At 59.7% G+C, this 15,038-nt stretch carries 18 protein-coding genes and 1 pseudogene; 7 read left to right on the top strand and 12 right to left on the bottom strand.

The window, feature by feature from the left end:
* Nucleotides 1–7: 7 nt before the first annotated feature.
* A complete protein-coding gene (gene speB / locus ACSQ3F_RS19485; RefSeq protein WP_436101717.1) occupies nucleotides 8–964 on the bottom strand; it encodes an agmatinase in 957 nt (318 codons plus the stop codon).
* Between the two features lie 226 nt (nucleotides 965–1,190).
* On the opposite strand from speB, the gene ACSQ3F_RS19480 reads away from it, so the two are divergent.
* Complete coding sequence (locus ACSQ3F_RS19480; protein ID WP_436101716.1) at nucleotides 1,191–2,318, top strand: acyltransferase family protein; 1,128 nt, start codon at nucleotides 1,191–1,193, stop codon at nucleotides 2,316–2,318.
* Between the two features lie 9 nt (nucleotides 2,319–2,327).
* Here ACSQ3F_RS19480 and ACSQ3F_RS19475 read toward each other — a convergent pair whose 3' ends face one another.
* Nucleotides 2,328–3,119, bottom strand: coding sequence for a phenylalanine 4-monooxygenase (locus ACSQ3F_RS19475; RefSeq protein ID WP_436101715.1), 792 nt, complete (start codon nucleotides 3,117–3,119; stop codon nucleotides 2,328–2,330).
* Nucleotides 3,120–3,260: 141 nt separating this feature from the next.
* Between ACSQ3F_RS19475 and ACSQ3F_RS19470 the strand changes: the two genes are divergently transcribed.
* Nucleotides 3,261–3,722 carry an Lrp/AsnC family transcriptional regulator gene (locus ACSQ3F_RS19470; RefSeq protein WP_436081777.1) on the top strand — a complete coding sequence of 154 codons (462 nt, stop codon included), beginning with the start codon at nucleotides 3,261–3,263 and terminating at the stop codon, nucleotides 3,720–3,722.
* Between the two features lie 3 nt (nucleotides 3,723–3,725).
* Here ACSQ3F_RS19470 and ACSQ3F_RS19465 read toward each other — a convergent pair whose 3' ends face one another.
* The 5 genes and pseudogenes from ACSQ3F_RS19465 to ACSQ3F_RS19445 form a co-directional block, all read right to left on the bottom strand.
* Nucleotides 3,726–4,064, bottom strand: a complete 339-nt coding sequence (locus ACSQ3F_RS19465) for an antibiotic biosynthesis monooxygenase family protein (RefSeq protein WP_436101714.1) — start codon at nucleotides 4,062–4,064, stop codon at nucleotides 3,726–3,728.
* Between the two features lie 113 nt (nucleotides 4,065–4,177).
* On the bottom strand, nucleotides 4,178–4,645 hold the full coding sequence (gene rpsI / locus ACSQ3F_RS19460; RefSeq protein WP_264265780.1) for a 30S ribosomal protein S9: 468 nt from the start codon (nucleotides 4,643–4,645) through the stop codon (nucleotides 4,178–4,180).
* A 2-nt stretch (nucleotides 4,646–4,647) separates the two neighbouring features.
* Nucleotides 4,648–5,112: a 50S ribosomal protein L13 gene (gene rplM / locus ACSQ3F_RS19455; RefSeq protein WP_349433858.1), complete on the bottom strand. Its 465-nt coding sequence runs from the start codon at nucleotides 5,110–5,112 to the stop codon at nucleotides 4,648–4,650.
* A gap of 227 nt (nucleotides 5,113–5,339) precedes the next feature.
* Nucleotides 5,340–5,660: pseudogene (locus ACSQ3F_RS19450) on the bottom strand (PaaI family thioesterase); the annotation flags it as partial.
* On the bottom strand, nucleotides 5,651–6,634 hold the full coding sequence (locus ACSQ3F_RS19445) for an aldo/keto reductase (RefSeq protein ID WP_436101713.1): 984 nt from the start codon (nucleotides 6,632–6,634) through the stop codon (nucleotides 5,651–5,653). The gene ACSQ3F_RS19445 and the pseudogene ACSQ3F_RS19450, both read right to left, overlap by 10 nt.
* A gap of 280 nt (nucleotides 6,635–6,914) precedes the next feature.
* On the opposite strand from ACSQ3F_RS19445, the gene ACSQ3F_RS19440 reads away from it, so the two are divergent.
* Nucleotides 6,915–7,805: a LysR family transcriptional regulator gene (locus ACSQ3F_RS19440; RefSeq protein ID WP_436101712.1), complete on the top strand. Its 891-nt coding sequence runs from the start codon at nucleotides 6,915–6,917 to the stop codon at nucleotides 7,803–7,805.
* 388 nt (nucleotides 7,806–8,193) lie between these two features.
* Nucleotides 8,194–9,015, top strand: a complete 822-nt coding sequence (locus ACSQ3F_RS19435) for an enoyl-CoA hydratase (RefSeq protein WP_436101711.1) — start codon at nucleotides 8,194–8,196, stop codon at nucleotides 9,013–9,015.
* A 3-nt stretch (nucleotides 9,016–9,018) separates the two neighbouring features.
* Here the strand turns inward: ACSQ3F_RS19435 and ACSQ3F_RS19430 are convergent, their stop codons facing one another.
* Genes ACSQ3F_RS19430 through ACSQ3F_RS19420 form a run of 3 tightly spaced genes read right to left on the bottom strand, consistent with a single transcriptional unit; the run spans nucleotide 9,019 to nucleotide 10,427 of the window.
* Nucleotides 9,019–9,288: a Txe/YoeB family addiction module toxin gene (locus ACSQ3F_RS19430; RefSeq protein WP_436101710.1), complete on the bottom strand. Its 270-nt coding sequence runs from the start codon at nucleotides 9,286–9,288 to the stop codon at nucleotides 9,019–9,021.
* Nucleotides 9,285–9,539 (bottom strand): type II toxin-antitoxin system Phd/YefM family antitoxin, encoded by a 255-nt coding sequence (locus ACSQ3F_RS19425; RefSeq protein ID WP_436101709.1) that lies wholly within the window; start codon nucleotides 9,537–9,539, stop codon nucleotides 9,285–9,287. The genes ACSQ3F_RS19430 and ACSQ3F_RS19425 overlap by 4 nt, the downstream gene beginning before the upstream one ends.
* A gap of 51 nt (nucleotides 9,540–9,590) precedes the next feature.
* Nucleotides 9,591–10,427: an EamA family transporter gene (locus ACSQ3F_RS19420; protein ID WP_436101708.1), complete on the bottom strand. Its 837-nt coding sequence runs from the start codon at nucleotides 10,425–10,427 to the stop codon at nucleotides 9,591–9,593.
* A 214-nt stretch (nucleotides 10,428–10,641) separates the two neighbouring features.
* On the opposite strand from ACSQ3F_RS19420, the gene ACSQ3F_RS19415 reads away from it, so the two are divergent.
* From ACSQ3F_RS19415 to ACSQ3F_RS19405, 3 genes are all read left to right on the top strand, one after another.
* Entirely contained in the window at nucleotides 10,642–11,070 is a 429-nt protein-coding gene (locus tag ACSQ3F_RS19415) for a CoA-binding protein (RefSeq protein ID WP_436101707.1), read from the top strand.
* A gap of 122 nt (nucleotides 11,071–11,192) precedes the next feature.
* Entirely contained in the window at nucleotides 11,193–12,473 is a 1,281-nt protein-coding gene (locus tag ACSQ3F_RS19410) for an O-acetylhomoserine aminocarboxypropyltransferase (RefSeq protein WP_436101706.1), read from the top strand.
* A 50-nt stretch (nucleotides 12,474–12,523) separates the two neighbouring features.
* Complete coding sequence (locus tag ACSQ3F_RS19405) at nucleotides 12,524–12,868, top strand: cupin domain-containing protein (RefSeq protein WP_436101705.1); 345 nt, start codon at nucleotides 12,524–12,526, stop codon at nucleotides 12,866–12,868.
* Nucleotides 12,869–12,879: 11 nt separating this feature from the next.
* On the opposite strand, the gene ACSQ3F_RS19400 is transcribed toward ACSQ3F_RS19405, so the two are convergent.
* On the bottom strand, nucleotides 12,880–13,455 hold the full coding sequence (locus ACSQ3F_RS19400) for a DNA polymerase III subunit epsilon (RefSeq protein ID WP_436101704.1): 576 nt from the start codon (nucleotides 13,453–13,455) through the stop codon (nucleotides 12,880–12,882).
* 194 nt (nucleotides 13,456–13,649) lie between these two features.
* A complete protein-coding gene (locus tag ACSQ3F_RS19395) occupies nucleotides 13,650–14,897 on the bottom strand; it encodes a cytochrome P450 (protein WP_436101703.1) in 1,248 nt (415 codons plus the stop codon).
* Between the last annotated feature and the right edge of the window lie 141 nt (nucleotides 14,898–15,038).

Below are 15,038 nucleotides of genomic sequence, written 5' to 3'. Positions count from 1 at the left end.
GTGAGCGTCATCCGCGCCGTTCCGCCAGTTGTTCGGCATGAAGGCCGAGCATATACATCGCGATGGTGGAGGCCGCAATGGCGGTGATATCGGCATGGTCATAGGCCGGTGCAACCTCGACCACGTCGGCGCCCTTGATGACCAGCGCGCCGAGCTTGCGGATCACCGACAGGATCTTGGCGCTGGACGGCCCGCCGGACACCGGCGTGCCGGTGCCGGGCGCATAGGCAGGGTCGAGGCAGTCGATATCGAAGGTGAGATAGGCGGGACGGTCGCCGACATGGCGGAGGATCACATCGGCGATCTCGCCCGCGCTCATTTCCTCGATGTCGTAGCCATAGAGAATGCGGATTCCGCAGTCGTCGGGCGCATGGGTGCGGATGCCGAGCTGGATCGAGCTTGCCGGATCGATCAGGCCCTCGCGCACGGCGCGGCCGACGAACGAGCCGTGATCGATACGGCCCTTCTCGTCGGCCCAGGTATCCTGATGGGCATCGAACTGGACAAGGGAGAGCGGGCCATGAACGGCGGCATGGGCTCTGAGAAGCGGCAGCGTCACGAAGTGGTCGCCGCCAAGCGTCAGCAGGAAGGCTTCACTTTTCAGGATTTTCGCCGCCTCGCGTTCGATGGTGGCGGGCGTCTTTGCGTGGTTGCCATAATCGAGCAGGCAATCGCCATAGTCGATCGTCGCCATGTCCTCGAACAAATCGCGCTCGAAGGGATATTGCGGATCGTTGTCGAAAATGGCCGACGCGCGGCGAATTGCCTGCGGCCCGAAGCGCGCGCCGGGGCGGTTGGATGTCGCCGCATCGAAGGGGATGCCCCAGACGACGGCGTCGACGTCCTTCAGGCCCTTGGTGTATTTCCGCCGCATGAAGGAGAGGACGCCCGCATGGGTCGGGTCGGTCGCCGCACTCTTCAGCGAAGTGGCGGTGATCGCGTGGTCTATCGTCTTGTTGGCCATGGTTGGTCCCGTCTTTTGTCGTTCGGCTGAAATGGCGGCAGGCGGCGCACGATAGCGGCTGATCCGCAATCGGGGAATGGGAATTGCTTCCTGCCGTTGGTGAACGATTGTTTTAAGTTTCTGGCACGGTACTTGCTGGACGAGTGCCGGGGCACGCGGTTTTCACCTTGTCTGTCTCGATTTGAAACAGAAATGCATGGTTTATCGGGACGAAAAGGCATCCTTGATGATTTCGGAGAAACTTCTTTCGACGGCCGGTCTTGCTTCCATGCCGTTCCGTCGCGCAGCCGACGTTCCTCGCACGGCCGCCTCCGCGGAGCAGGTGGGGATGGTCGATTCGATCCAGTATCTTCGGGCGATCGCGGCGTGGCTGGTGGTCTTCTACCATCTGTCCGCATCGCTCAGTTCGCAATTCGGCTGGAGCCAGAGCTTCGCGATCGGCGCAATCGGGGTCGATATATTCTTCGTCATCAGCGGTTACATCATGGCGATGATCGCGGCCCGAACGGCCCGTTTCTTCCCGCTCGAATTCATTCTGCGCCGCGCGGCCCGCATTGCGCCGCTCTACTGGCTGATGACCTTAGCCTTCTGCCTGCTCTGCCTGCTCTATCCCTCGGTCGTCAACAATCCCGGCATGGCCTGGAGCAGGACGTTTTTCTCGCTGTTTTTTCTGCCGGATTTCGTGACCGGAACAACTCTGCCGGCCTTGATGATCGGCTGGACGTTGAACTACGAATTTTTCTTCTATGGTGTCGTTGCCTTTTCGATCTGGCTGTCCGGCGATCGCACGCTGCTTGTCGCGGCGCTCATTCTCTGCGCTTGCGTCGCCGGAGGTGCTTTTGTCGACGGCGGCAGGATTTTCGAGTTCTATACGCAGCCGATCATCCTGGAATTCGTTCTGGGCATCCTCATCTGGAACTATGGTGCAGCGATCCACAACAAGAAGTGGTTCAGGCCCGTGTGGCTCCTATGCCTTCCGCCGGTCTTTGCGGCGCTGGCCTTGAGTGGCATCTACAACGATGAAATCCGCTATATGATCTGGGGGGTACCTTCAGCGTTTTTCGTTCTTGGCGCCATCCCGCTGTTCACGATGCGCCTGCCTTGGCTTGCGCGCCTCGGCGACTGGTCGTTCTCCATCTATCTGCTGCACGTCTATGTCATCCAGCTGTTCGTTAAGGTCTTCGCGAAGGGGGCGATCGGCAATTATGGTCTGCTGGCTTTCGAAGCCATGGTCGCGCTCGGCGTCATCGTGCTGATATCCGCCTTGCAGTTTTCATGGTTCGAAAGGCCCGCAACCTGGGCCTTGAACCGATGGCTTGCCGCCGTCTGGCCGAAGGACGGCCGCGCATATTGACGACGTGCTTCAGGATGCTTTCGCCTCGAAGGCCGGGGCGAAATCACCGAGCGATTTTGCCTTCTCGATCATGCTGCCGATATCCTGATCAATGATCGCTTCGAGATCGGCGAAGCTGTCTATGACGTAGTAGATCGGCTGGACGATATCGATCCGGTAGGGCGTCCTCAGTACGCTCAGCAGGTCGAACGGCCGGAATTCGCACTCTGTGCCCTTCATCGCGGCTTTCGCCTCGCTCGGCGAGGACACGATGCCCGCGCCGTAGCAGCGGCGGCCTTCCGCCGTGTTGATCAGGCCGAATTCGACCGTGAACCAGAAGATGCGGAACAGGTGCCAGGAATAGGCTTTGCCGAGCTGGACTGCGGTTTCCCCGAAGCGGCGGACGAAATTTGTGTAGCTCTGGTTTGTGAGGAGAGGGCAATGGCCGAACACCTCATGAAACAGGTCGGGCTCCTCGATGTAGTCGATATGCTCGCGGCGGCGGAGGAAGGTTGCGAGCGGGAATTTGCCCTGTGACAGCAGCTCATAGAATTGCGACGGCGGAATAAGGGCGGGTACGCCTTCGACGCCGAAGCCGGTGGTCTCGTTCAGGCGCCGGTTGACGTCACGCAACTGCGGGACCTTGTCCGGCCTGAGACCAAGCGTCTTGGCGCCATCCAGATATTCGCGGCAGGCCATATTTGCCAACAACGTCATCTGACGCTCATAGAGCTCGCCCCAGATCGCGTCTTCTTCGGGCGTGTAGTCGTACAAACCGTCCGGGCCGGGCAGTTTGGCGGTGTAGCTGCTTTCCTTCGTCATGCTCTGATCCTCCGTCATTCCAGCACGCGCTCGGGCGTGGCGCCTCAAAAGTAATTATGCTCCTGCAACGGCGGATTTTTCTTTCTTTCCTGCTGGTTATTGCCATAATCTTGGCAGGAATTTTCGGAGATCATGCAGAAAATGAAAGAAACTGGGAGCTTTCATCGCAAGCTTCTGCAACTCGTCCAAGCCGATGGCAGCCTGTCGCTGGCCGAACTGGCGGAGAAGGCGGGCATGTCGCAGAGTTCGGCCTGGCGGAAGATCCAGGAGCTCGAAGCCGATGGCGTCATCCGCAAGCGCGTGACGCTGCTCGATCCCGGCAAGCTCGACCTCAAGCTTTGCGTGATCGCGCATGTGACGCTGGAGGATCACCATGAGGAAGCTGTCGCCTCGTTTGCCTCCGTCGTGCTGGAGCGACCGGAAATCATGGAATGTTATGCGCTGTCCGGCGCTTTCGACTACATGCTGAAGATCCGGGCGAGCGATGTGGAAAGCTATGAGGCTTTCATGACGCGGTACCTGATGCGCAATCCGCATGTGCGCACGGTGGTCTCGAGCTTCGTGCTGCGCGAGCTCAAATTCTCGACGGAACTGCCGATTTGATGGTTATTCGGGGTCGGAGCCATAGGCCCGCTCTATCAGGCCGACGCGGACCTGGTAATGCTCGTACCAGCGTTCACGTCCAAGCCTTTGCGCAGCGAGGTGCCGGACGTTGTTTTTCCATGCAATGATGCTTTGTTCGTCCGTCCAATAGGCGTTTGTTATGCCAAAGCCGTCAGCGCCCCGCACACTCTCTATGCCGATGCAGCCCGCCTGCCGCAGGGCAAGTTCTTCCATTTCGGTGGCCATGTTGCCGTAGCCGTGATCGCCCTGCGTGCGCACGGATGAAAAGGCGACGATGTAGTACGGCGGCTGCGGTGTCTGCGCGAAAGGTGTGGTGGTCATTCCGGCCTCGAATTTTGTCGGTGAAAACGCTGCTTGCCGATCGGCGGCTTAAACCGAGAAACGAAAAAAGCGGGGCCGAAGCCCCGCTTTGAACTGTTGTATTCCGGAAACGATTAACGCTTCGAGAACTGGAACGAACGGCGGGCCTTGGCCTTGCCGTACTTCTTACGCTCGACAACGCGGCTGTCGCGGGTCAGGAAGCCACCCTTCTTCAGGACCGAGCGCAGGCCCGGCTCGAAGTAGGTGAGGGCCTTGGAGATGCCGTGACGAACGGCACCGGCCTGGCCGGAGAGACCGCCGCCCGCAACCGTGGCGTCGATGTCGAACTGGCCGTCACGGGCGGCAGCGACGATCGGCTGGCGCAGGATCATCTGCAAAACCGGACGGGCGAAGTAGTTTGCGAATTCCTTGCCGTTGACGGTGATCTTGCCGGAGCCCGGCTTGACCCAGACGCGGGCGACGGCGTTTTTGCGCTTGCCGGTCGCGTAGGAGCGGCCCTGGGCGTCAACCTTCTTGACATGAACCGGAGCCGAAGCTTCCGTTGCCGTGCCGAGGTCTTTCAGAGAAGAGAGATCAGCCACGATTAGGCGCTCCTTGTGTTCTTGGCATTCAGCTTGGCGACGTCGAGGACGGTCGGCTGCTGTGCTTCATGCGGATGATTGGTGCCGGCGTAAACGCGCAGGTTCTTCATCTGGCGACGGCCAAGCGGACCGCGCGGAACCATGCGTTCGACAGCCTTCTCAAGGACGCGCTCCGGGAAGCGGCCTTCGATGATCTGGCGCGCGGTGCGCTCCTTGATGCCGCCCGGGTAACCGGTGTGCCAGTAGTACTTCTTGTCGGTGTACTTCTTGCCGGTGAGGACAGCCTTCTCGGCGTTGATCACGATGACATTGTCGCCATCGTCAACGTGAGGGGTGTAGGTTGCTTTGTGCTTGCCGCGCAGGTGATTTGCGATGATGGAAGCGAGACGTCCGACAACGAGGCCTTCGGCATCGATGAGGATCCACTTCTTCTCCACCTCTGCAGGCTTCTGAACGAAGGTTGCCATGTTAAAACTCTTTCGTTTGAACCCGATGCGTTGCCGCCGGGCGTTTCTTGTTGCTTGAATTGGCAGACCCGAAAGTCAGCCAAAAATGAAAGCGGCCCGAGAGGACCGCGATCTGGAGCGGCTTATACGCAAAGGATGAAATGCCGTCAAGTTTACGGATCAAGGAGGTTTGAAAAATTTCCTATATAAAACATGTAGTTAGTTGTGGGGTATTGAGATACCACAATTTACCTTGGTGGAATCGAATAGCTCGCGGTTGCGTGCGCCACCAATTCTTCTCCATCGAGTTCTGAAATCGCGGCATCGAGCACAGCCAGCCGCCTGCCGAGTTTCTGGATTTGGGAGGTGCATTGCAGCGGCCCGAGTTGCGGCTTTCGCAGGAAATTGATGTTGAGATTGGTGGTGACGGCGAGCGCCACCGGACCGATATGGGCCAGCAGTGTGATATAGGCGGTGACATCGGCGAGTGCGAACAGCGTCGGCCCCGAAACGGTGCCGCCGGGGCGCAGGTGCTTTTCCTTCGGATCGAGCCGAACCACTATAGCCCCGAACGCTTCATTACGTCTTCCGGATATCGCGCGCCTTCGATCTGGATTGCGGCAGCTTCGATTTCAGTGAGATCGTCGGTCGTCAAGCCGACAGAGATTGCCCCGAGGTTCTCCTCGAGCCGTTCACGCCGGCGGGTTCCGAACAGCGGCACGATCCAGGGCTTTTGCGCGAGCAGCCAGGCGAGCGCGACCTGAGCCGGCGTGGCGCCATGCCGGTCGCCGATCCTGCGAATGAGATCGATCAGCGCCTGATTTGCGTCGCGCGCATCTTCCGTAAAACGCGGAATCCTGCTGCGCAGATCGTTGGCAGCAAACTGCGTGCCGGCATCGATCTTGCCGGTCAGGAATCCCTTGCCCAGCGGGCTGAAGGGGACGAGACCGATGCCGAGCTCTTCCAGCACCGGCAGGATCTCGGCCTCGGGCTCGCGTGTCCAGAGAGAATACTCGCTTTGCAAAGCCGTCACCGGCTGGACGGCATGGGCCTTGCGGATCGATCCGGCGCCGGCTTCGGACAGGCCGAAATGCAGGACCTTGCCCTCGACGATCAGGTCCTTGACTACTCCGGCAACGTCCTCCATGGGCACGCGCGGGTCGACGCGGTGCTGGTAGTAGAGATCGATATGGTCGGTACGCAGCCGCTTGAGACTACCCTCGATGGCGCTCCGGATCTGCTCAGGCCGGCTGTTCACATCGCCGCGATGCTCGCCGGTGACCTGGTCGATGTCCCAGCCGAATTTGGTTGCGATTTTGACCCGGTCACGCATGCCGGCGAAGGCCTCGCCGACCATTTCTTCATTGGTCCAGGGACCATAGACCTCGGCCGTATCAAAGAAATCGACGCCGAGGTCGACAGCCTCCCGAAGCAGGCGGATCATGTCCGCCCTGTCGTCGATCTCACGCGATTTGCCATAGCCCATCGCGCCGAGCGAGAGCGCTGAAACTTCAAACCCATTGCCTAACGTGCGCTTATCCATTCCGAATTTCTCCTTGGTCCTTGTGGACAATCCCGGCGGTCGCTCTCCCCGCGATCTGACGCGGGCAGGATGGCAGTCCTCACATTCTGAGGAGTGTCTTGAAGGCGCGCCGTTCAACCATGGCGCCATCCAAACCAAGTGCTGTCGCATCGTGATCGAGGCCGATGTGCATGAAGCGAGTCTTAGCACGCGTCGACTGCGTTGATTACTGGCAATAATCCGCTTGAACTTATCGACACAGGCTATAAATAACGGAGCCGTTACGTCTTATGGAGCAATCATGACGCGTCAGGATTTCAACGATCTGCTCTGGTTCCTGGCCGTTGCCGAAGAGCACAGTTTCACACGGGCAGCAGCCAAGCTGGGTGTTGCGCAATCTACCCTCAGCCATACGATCAAACAACTGGAAGCACGCATGGGCTTGCGTCTTCTGATGCGTACAACGCGCAGCGTCGCGACGACAGAGGCGGGAGAGCGCTTGCGGAAGTCGCTTTCACCCCGCATCTCTGAAATAGAGACCGAAATCGCAGCACTGATGGCCTACCGCGACAAGCCGGCCGGCACGGTTAGGATCACACTATCCGAACACGCAATGGAAACTGCCGTGTGGCCGAAACTGCGCCATGTTCTGCGGGATTACCCCGACATCAAGCTTGAGCTGAATATCGACGAGAGTTTCCGCAACATCGTCGAACATGGCTTCGACGCGGGCGTCCGGCTTGGAGAAAGCGTTGAAAAGGACATGGTGGCAGTGCGCATCGGATCGGATTGGCGTCTGGTCGCAGTGGGTTCGCCCCAATATTTCGCCCAGCGGTCGATACCGGAACATCCCCACGACCTCCTGAGCCATGATTGCATCAACAGACGTTTGGCGACGGCAGGCGGGCTCTATCCGTGGGAGTTTGAAAAGGATGGTCAGGAAGTCCGCGTGAGGGTCGAAGGGCAACTGACCTTGAACTCCTCCATCGCCATGGTGGATGCTGCCCTCAATGGCTACGGCATCGCCTATGTGCCGGAAAGCCTAGTCGAGCAATACATCGCATCCGGACGATTGCAACTGGTGCTCGATGGGTGGTCGCCCAAGTTTGCGGGCTATTTTCTTTATTACCCGAGCAGGCGCCAGAACCTGCCGGCGTTCTCGACTATCGTCAACGCTTTGCGACACAGATAGAGATGACATTGTGCTAGAGAATAACGCAGCCCGCGTGATCGCTCGCGGTCCAAGGCGGAATGCGTCACGGTTCACCTGACACATTGTCAGCTTCGCCCATCGCCTGCTTTCGCCCGCTAAGGCACTACGACGCCGTTCGCCTTGTTGCCTAAGCCAATTACCTGCTTTCTCTAGGAAACTGTTGAGGTCGTCGACGGTGAGGATCGGTGCCAGCCGCATGGCTCACTCCAGAAATGCACACCTGCTTTACAGACCGTTAGCCAACAAGCGCAAGCCGGAAGAAAGTCTTAAAGGCTGCTTGAAACGGTGGTTGGTGCGGCGTACCAAGCGCTGATCGGGCCAAGCGCTGATCCGGCCAAGATCCGGCATGAGACTGAGGAGAAAAGACATGGCAGACGTGGTTTCCCTGCGCAGGCAAGAGCCCCACGGCCTGGTGCTGCGCGAGGTTTCGGGCAATGTGCTGCGGCTGACGCTGAACAATCCCCCGGCCAACGCCCTGTCGGTCGCGCTCATGGACGCGCTGGTGGCTGAACTGGATGCCGCCGCCGAGTCCGCCGATATTCGTGTCGTCATTCTGGCCGCTTCGGGCGAGCTGTTTTCGGCAGGTCATGACCTCAAGGAACTGACCACGCATCGCGCGGACGACGACAAGGGCAGGGCGTTCTTCGAAAAATCCGTCCGGCTGTGCGCCGACCTCGTGCTGAAGATCAACCAGCTGCCGCAGCCGGTCATCGCCGAGATCGACGGGCTGGCGACGGCGGCGGGCTGCCAGCTGGTGGCGAGCTGCGACCTGGCGATCTGTACCGATAGCTCGACCTTCTGCACCCCCGGCGTCAATATCGGTCTGTTCTGCTCGACGCCGATGGTCGCCGTCTCGCGCGCGGCGCACCGCAAGCAGGCGATGGAAATGCTTTTGACCGGCGAGACGATCGACGCCTCGACCGCCAAGGATTTCGGCCTCGTCAACCGCATCGTGCCGAAGCAGTATCTGCAGCAGGTGGTCAATAAATACGCCGCCGTCATCGCCTCGAAGTCGCCGCAGGCGCTGAAGATCGGCAAGGAGGCGTTTTACAGGCAGGCGGAGATGGGTATCGCCGAAGCCTATGATTTCGCCACGGGTGTCATGGTGGAGAATATGCTGGCACGTGATGCGGAAGAAGGGATGGCTGCGTTTCTGGGCAAGCGGATGCCGGAGTGGAAGGAGGATTGACAACTACTTATTGTGGTAGCGGCAAGCGACAATCTCGATTGTTTGCGTTTCGGCAGTTCCCATGATTCGGTACACCAATCGGTCTTCTTCGTTGATGCGCCGCGACCAAAAGCCTTTGAACTCTCCACGAAGCGGTTCGGGTTTGCCGAGCCCAGAAAAGGGCGCGCGGCGACATTCTTCGATAAGTTTGTTGAGCCGCAACAGTGTCGGTTTGTCCGCCTCAACCCAATACAGGTAATGTTCCCAACCTTTGCTTGAAAAAAGCACCTTCACGGTTCAATCAACTCATGCTCAACACCGTGACCTGCATTCAGTTCTGCGATCGAATCGCGCAGCATCTTCGCATTTGCCGGGTTGGCGAGAAGATACATCGTCTCCTTCCACCCTTCGAAATCGCTGAGAGACATGACGACCATCGGCTCGCGGTTCTGCCGCGTCACGATGAGTTCATCGTGATCCTGTTCGACCCGGTCGAAGTGTTTTGCCATGTTAGCGCGAAGTTCGGATAGGCTGATGACGTTCATGACGGAATCCTTTGTACGTGACCCTGTACATACGTCTTTTCGGCGGATTTCTCAAGCCAGCTTCAGCATCAGCGCGCCAAGCGCGATCAGGCAGGCGGCCGCGATGCGGAAGATGCTGACGCGCTCCTTGAGGAAGACGATGGAGATGACGATGGCGAAGAGGATCGAGGTTTCGCGCAGCGCCGCGACCGTGGCGACCGGTGCTTTCGTCATCGCCCACAGCGCCAGGCCATAGGCGCCGATCGAGCCGCCGCCGCCGATGAGGCCGCGCCACCATTGATGGCGGACGTGGCGCAGGACGGGTTTGACGCCGCGCGTGATAAAGGCCCAGGCAAACAACAGCACCGGCGGCAGCAAGGCCATCCAGAGCGTGTAGGAGATCGGATTGAGCGCGATGCGGGCGCCGATCCCGTCGACATAGGTATAGCTGGCGATGACCACGGCATTGGCGAGCGCCAGGAGGATGGCATGTTTGCCGCCCTTGCGTGCTTCGAAGGCAAGCGTCAGCACGCCGGTCGAGATCGTCAGCACGCCGGCCAAGGCACCGCTCGAAAGGCTTTCGCCGATCAGCGCGCCGCTTGTCGCCGCCACCAGCAAGGGCGCGACGCCGCGCATCAGCGGATAGACGAGACCGATATCGCCCGCACGGTAGGAGGCGGCCACAAGCTGGAAATAGGCGAACTGGAACAAGGCCGACACGAGAATGAAGGGCCAGGCGTCCGGATGCGGCAGCGGCATGAAGGGCAGGAACGGAAGGGCAACGACCGCCGCGCCGAGCGCAATCATCGCCGCATCGAGCGATTTCTCCGATCCCGCCTTGACCAGCGCATTCCATGTCGCATGCAGTAACGCCCCGAACAGAACGAGAGCGATGACGTCGAGGGGCAAGATGAACCTTTACGGGACGCTAGGAAGATGAGTTACCGGCATTTTCTGAAGGGGCGCATCGTGAAAAGCAACCCGATTCTGACGGATAGCCAGATTTGGCGACGCCGCGGACGCTGTCGCCTTGGGATTTGCTTGCAAAGCGCCGTCGATTGGTTGACAGCGGAGGGGGCTATCCCAATTATCGCGCGACGATTGCTTTGGGTGGACTTCGACGATGAACCACGATGCGTATCCGGATTTTTATATCTCTGACATTCTCAAATCGACAAAGACGATTGCACTCGTCGGCGCGTCGCCGAACCCCGAGCGGCCAAGCCATCGCGTGATGGCGTTCCTGCTGCGCAAGGGCTATACGGTTTTCCCCGTCAATCCGGGCCAGGCCGGCAAGGAAATCCACGGACAGAAGGTCTATGCCCGGCTCGCCGACGTTCCCGAGCCCATCGACATGGTCGATGTCTTCCGTGCCGCCCATGCCCTCCCGGCCCTGGTCGATGAAATCCTTTCGCTCAAAGTGCGGCCGAAGGTCATTTGGGGGCAATTGTCGGTGCGCGACGACAAGGCAGCGGCAAAAGCGGAAGAGCAAGGCATAAAGGTCGTCATGGACCGCTGTCCGGCGATCGAATATCCGCGTCTGGTCGGCTGACGGCTTGCCAGCCGATTGGAAATCCGTACTCGCTCAGCGTGCAAATCCGGCAAAACAGTCTTTGACCGGGAGGTATAGCCTCTGAAATAGTGCGCCGAACTTGATCAGGGGAGGACACGTCCGTGAAGAACAATCCAGGTTTCAGTACGCTTGCCATTCACGCCGGCGCCCAGCCCGATCCGGCCACCGGGGCCCGCGCGACGCCGATCTACCAGACGACGAGCTTTGTCTTCAACGACGCCGATCATGCCGCCTCACTCTTCGGCCTGCAGGCCTTCGGCAATATCTATACGCGCATCATGAACCCGACGCAGGCGGTGCTGGAAGAGCGTGTCGCGGCACTCGAAGGCGGCACCGCGGCGCTTGCCGTTGCATCCGGTCATGCAGCCCAGCTCCTGATCTTCCACGCCATCATGAGCCCGGGCGACAATTTCCTGGCCGCGCGCCAGCTCTATGGCGGCTCCATCAATCAGTTCGGCAACGCCTTCAAATCCTTCGACTGGCGGGTGCGGTGGGTCGATACTGCGGATATTTCGTCGTTCGAGAGCCAGATCGACGAGCGCACCAAGGCGATCTTCATCGAGAGCCTTGCCAATCCCGGCGGGACATTCGTCGACATTGCGGCGATCTCGGAGGTCGCGAAAAAGCACGGCTTGCCGCTGATCGTCGACAACACCATGGCGACGCCCTATCTGATCCAGCCGATCGAGCATGGCGCCGATATCGTCGTGCATTCGCTGACCAAATTCATGGGCGGCCACGGCAACTCGATGGGCGGCGTGATCGTCGATGGCGGCACGTTCGACTGGTCGAAATCGGGCAAATACCCGATCTTGTCGGAGCCGCGCCGGGAATATGGCGACATGGTGCTGCATGCGACCTTCGGCAATTTCGCCTTCGCCATCGCCTGCCGTGTCCTGGGTCTGCGCGATTTTGGGCCGGCCATTTCGCCCTTCAACGCCTTTCTTCTTCTGACGGGCATCGAGACGCTGCCGCTCAGGATGCAGCGTCATTGCGACAACGCCCTTGCGGTCGCCACCTGGCTCGGCGCCCACGACAAGGTCGCCTGGGTGAGATATGCGGGCCTTGAGGGCGACGCCAACCACGCGCTTCAGCAGACATATTCGCCGAAAGGCGCGGGCGCCGTGTTCACCTTCGGCCTGAAGGATGGCTACGAGGCGGGGAAACGCTTCGTCGAGGGACTGGAGATGTTCTCGCACCTCGCCAATATCGGCGACACCCGGTCCCTCGTCATCCATCCGGCTTCGACAACCCACCGGCAGTTGACGCCGGAACAGCAGACGGCGGCGGGCGCCGGCCCTGAAGTCGTGCGCCTCTCGGTCGGCATCGAGGACGTGACCGACATTATCGCCGACCTCGACCAATCGCTTGCCAAGGTTTGACACAGTTTCAGATGGCCGGGAAACCGGCCATTGCCTCCCATGGAGCCATTATGACCCACGCCCTGATATTCGATCCGTCGTCGCTTGAACCGGAGATCGGCGGGCCTGCGCCGGACCGCCTGGTCTCCGGCTCGCCGGAATTCCGCACCTGGAATTTCGAGGAAGCCGATGGCGGCATTTATGCCGGCATCTGGGAGGCGACGCCGGGGAAGTGGCGGATCGTTTATGAGGAGTGGGAATATTTCCACATCCTCTCCGGCCATTCCGTCGTCACCGAAGAGGGCGGCGCGGACACACATCTCAAAGCCGGCGACAGCATGATTCTCAGACCCGGCTTCAAGGGAACCTGGGAAGTGATTGAAACGACTCGCAAGGATTATGTGATCAGGGTCTAACTTCGCAGTAATCAGCGCTCAGCGATGAAGAAGCGCAACAGGTTTGCATAGCCGCGGGCATCGTCAATCGCACGATGCGTATGATCGATAGAGCCGAGCCATTCAGGTGGATAGCGGTTTACATCGCATTCCCATTGTCCACGTCCGGTCTTGCCGGCAACGAACGACATGAGGCAGAGCGGAGGATGCCGGAACAGACGATTGGCAACCCATGGTCCTTCAAGCAAGGGGCGTCCTGTAAAGTGTCTCAGGTAGTAGTCGAACCATGGGCCATCGAGTGCAAGTGGGTGCGCTGCAAAGATCGGCTCACCGTGGAACGAACCGATCCAATCCACGAACCGTGCAATGACATCGGAGGGAGGTCGAGGATTTTCTGTCGAGGCCGCCCACGCTTCTGGATGCCGATGCCAAAACGCCATGGTGGCTGCATCGCGCTCAGCCTGCTCGAGCGGTTCCAAGACAGCTTCGAATTCGCCAAGAACAGAACCCGTTGCCGAGACCGCGACGGAGCCAAACGACAACATCGAGTTCGCGCCCGGCGTTGGTCCGTCAAATTCGCAATCTGTAACGACGTAGAATGGTGACATTGCGTTTCTCACAGGCATCCGGTCAGCTCATCGATTTCTCCGGCCATCGCAAAAACTCGTATGTCAGATAGATCGATGCTCGATTTCTGTCACAATCATGGATTGCAGGCAGCAACAAAGATCATGCTGTCTGGATATTCACGGCCTAACAGTCAGCTTGACTAACGACAGGCCGAGCCGTTCGGCTTCTTGACTCACCACTCCAGTTCCAGCCGCTCCAGCCCGTGGAAATGGTAGCTGTCCTTCACCTGCGGCGCGCTTTTCAGGCGCAGTCCCGGAAGCCGCTCGAACAGGATCGGCAGTGACAGCTTCAGTTCCAGCCGTGCCAGCGGCGCGCCGATGCAGAAATGCAAGCCCGCGCCGAAGGAGACGTGCGGACCCTCGTTGCGGCCGGGGTGGAAGGCGAGGGGATCGGAGAATTTCTTCGGATCGACATTGGCGGCGGCAAGCAGCAGGCCGATCTTGTCGCCCTTCTTGAGGCTGATGCCGTCCTCCAGCTCGATATCGGAGAGGGCGTAGCGCTGGAAAATGTGAAGCGGCGCGGCATAGCGCATGCACTCCTCAATCGTTCGCTCGGTGGCGGTATCGTCTGCAAAAGCCTGTTCCGCGGGCGTGCCCTTATCGAGCAGAACGCGCACGGCGTTGCCGAGCTGGTGCACGGTCGCCTCGTGGCCGGCATTGAGCAGAAGAACCGCCGTCGAGATGAGTTCGTCATCGGACAGCCGCTCGCCGTCCTTCTCGGTGGTGATCATATGCGTGAGGAGATCATCGGCCGGATTGTCGCGTTTCCAGTCGATGATGCTCTTCAGGTAGGCACTGAATTCGGCGGACGCCCGGTTGGCGTCGAGCTCGGTCTCAAGCGTCGGATTGAACATGTACATGCGCACCATGCGGTGCGACCAGTCGAGCAGTTTCGGCGCCATGTCCATCGGCACGCCGAGCATGCGGGCGATCACCGTTACCGGAATGATCTCGGCATAGGTCTTCAGCAGTTCGACTTCGCCGTCCTTTTCGAAACCGTCGATGATCGCGTGTGCGAGTGCAGCGATTTCCGGCCGCAGCTGTTCGATCTGCCGCGAGACGAAGGCGCGGTTGACGAGGGTCCGAAGCCGCGTGTGGGCCGGCGGCTCGAGTTCGAGCAGCGAATAGCTTTCCAGCCGGTCGAAATCCTTGAGATGCGGCTTCGGCTCCGACAGCCCGAGTTCCTCGCGGGTTGCCACGTGCAGGATCTGGCGGCCGAAGCGGCGATCTCGCAGAAGGCCGTTCACCTGATCGTAGCCCGCAAAATACCATTGCTGCTGCTCTTCCCAGAAGAAGGCGGGACAGCGCGCATGCAATGCGGCGTAGGCGGACAGCGGGTCCTGATAGAAGGCAGGATTGCGCACGTCGATGCTGACATGCCGGTTCGCGGGGTCGATGGAAAGTGCAGAGGGCGCGGACATGGAGGCATTCTCGCTGAGTGGAACGGGCGTTTGACCTGATCTATGGTTCAAGCGGTGTCCTCGGCAAGAAAATTGTCGGGACGATGCCCAGATATCGCCACTCGAAAGTTGCGGCGCAGACGTTCAAAAGTTCGCATTTGC

This window comes from Pararhizobium sp. LjRoot238 (assembly GCF_964252955.1).
Taxonomy (GTDB): Bacteria; Pseudomonadota; Alphaproteobacteria; order Rhizobiales; family Rhizobiaceae; genus Pararhizobium.
This window is presented reverse-complemented; position numbering and strand designations above follow the sequence as displayed.

Coding starts and splice junctions, on each gene's coding strand:
- speB (WP_436101717.1), bottom strand. CDS start 964: ATGGCCAACAAGACGATAGACCACGCGATCACCGCCACTTCGCTGAAG.
- ACSQ3F_RS19480 (WP_436101716.1), top strand. CDS start 1,191: ATGATTTCGGAGAAACTTCTTTCGACGGCCGGTCTTGCTTCCATGCCG.
- ACSQ3F_RS19475 (WP_436101715.1), bottom strand. CDS start 3,119: ATGACGAAGGAAAGCAGCTACACCGCCAAACTGCCCGGCCCGGACGGT.
- ACSQ3F_RS19470 (WP_436081777.1), top strand. CDS start 3,261: ATGAAAGAAACTGGGAGCTTTCATCGCAAGCTTCTGCAACTCGTCCAA.
- ACSQ3F_RS19465 (WP_436101714.1), bottom strand. CDS start 4,064: ATGACCACCACACCTTTCGCGCAGACACCGCAGCCGCCGTACTACATC.
- rplM (WP_349433858.1), bottom strand. CDS start 5,112: ATGGCAACCTTCGTTCAGAAGCCTGCAGAGGTGGAGAAGAAGTGGATC.
- ACSQ3F_RS19445 (WP_436101713.1), bottom strand. CDS start 6,634: ATGGATAAGCGCACGTTAGGCAATGGGTTTGAAGTTTCAGCGCTCTCG.
- ACSQ3F_RS19440 (WP_436101712.1), top strand. CDS start 6,915: ATGACGCGTCAGGATTTCAACGATCTGCTCTGGTTCCTGGCCGTTGCC.
- ACSQ3F_RS19435 (WP_436101711.1), top strand. CDS start 8,194: ATGGCAGACGTGGTTTCCCTGCGCAGGCAAGAGCCCCACGGCCTGGTG.
- ACSQ3F_RS19425 (WP_436101709.1), bottom strand. CDS start 9,539: ATGAACGTCATCAGCCTATCCGAACTTCGCGCTAACATGGCAAAACAC.
- ACSQ3F_RS19415 (WP_436101707.1), top strand. CDS start 10,642: ATGAACCACGATGCGTATCCGGATTTTTATATCTCTGACATTCTCAAA.
- ACSQ3F_RS19405 (WP_436101705.1), top strand. CDS start 12,524: ATGACCCACGCCCTGATATTCGATCCGTCGTCGCTTGAACCGGAGATC.
- ACSQ3F_RS19400 (WP_436101704.1), bottom strand. CDS start 13,455: ATGTCACCATTCTACGTCGTTACAGATTGCGAATTTGACGGACCAACG.
- ACSQ3F_RS19395 (WP_436101703.1), bottom strand. CDS start 14,897: ATGTCCGCGCCCTCTGCACTTTCCATCGACCCCGCGAACCGGCATGTC.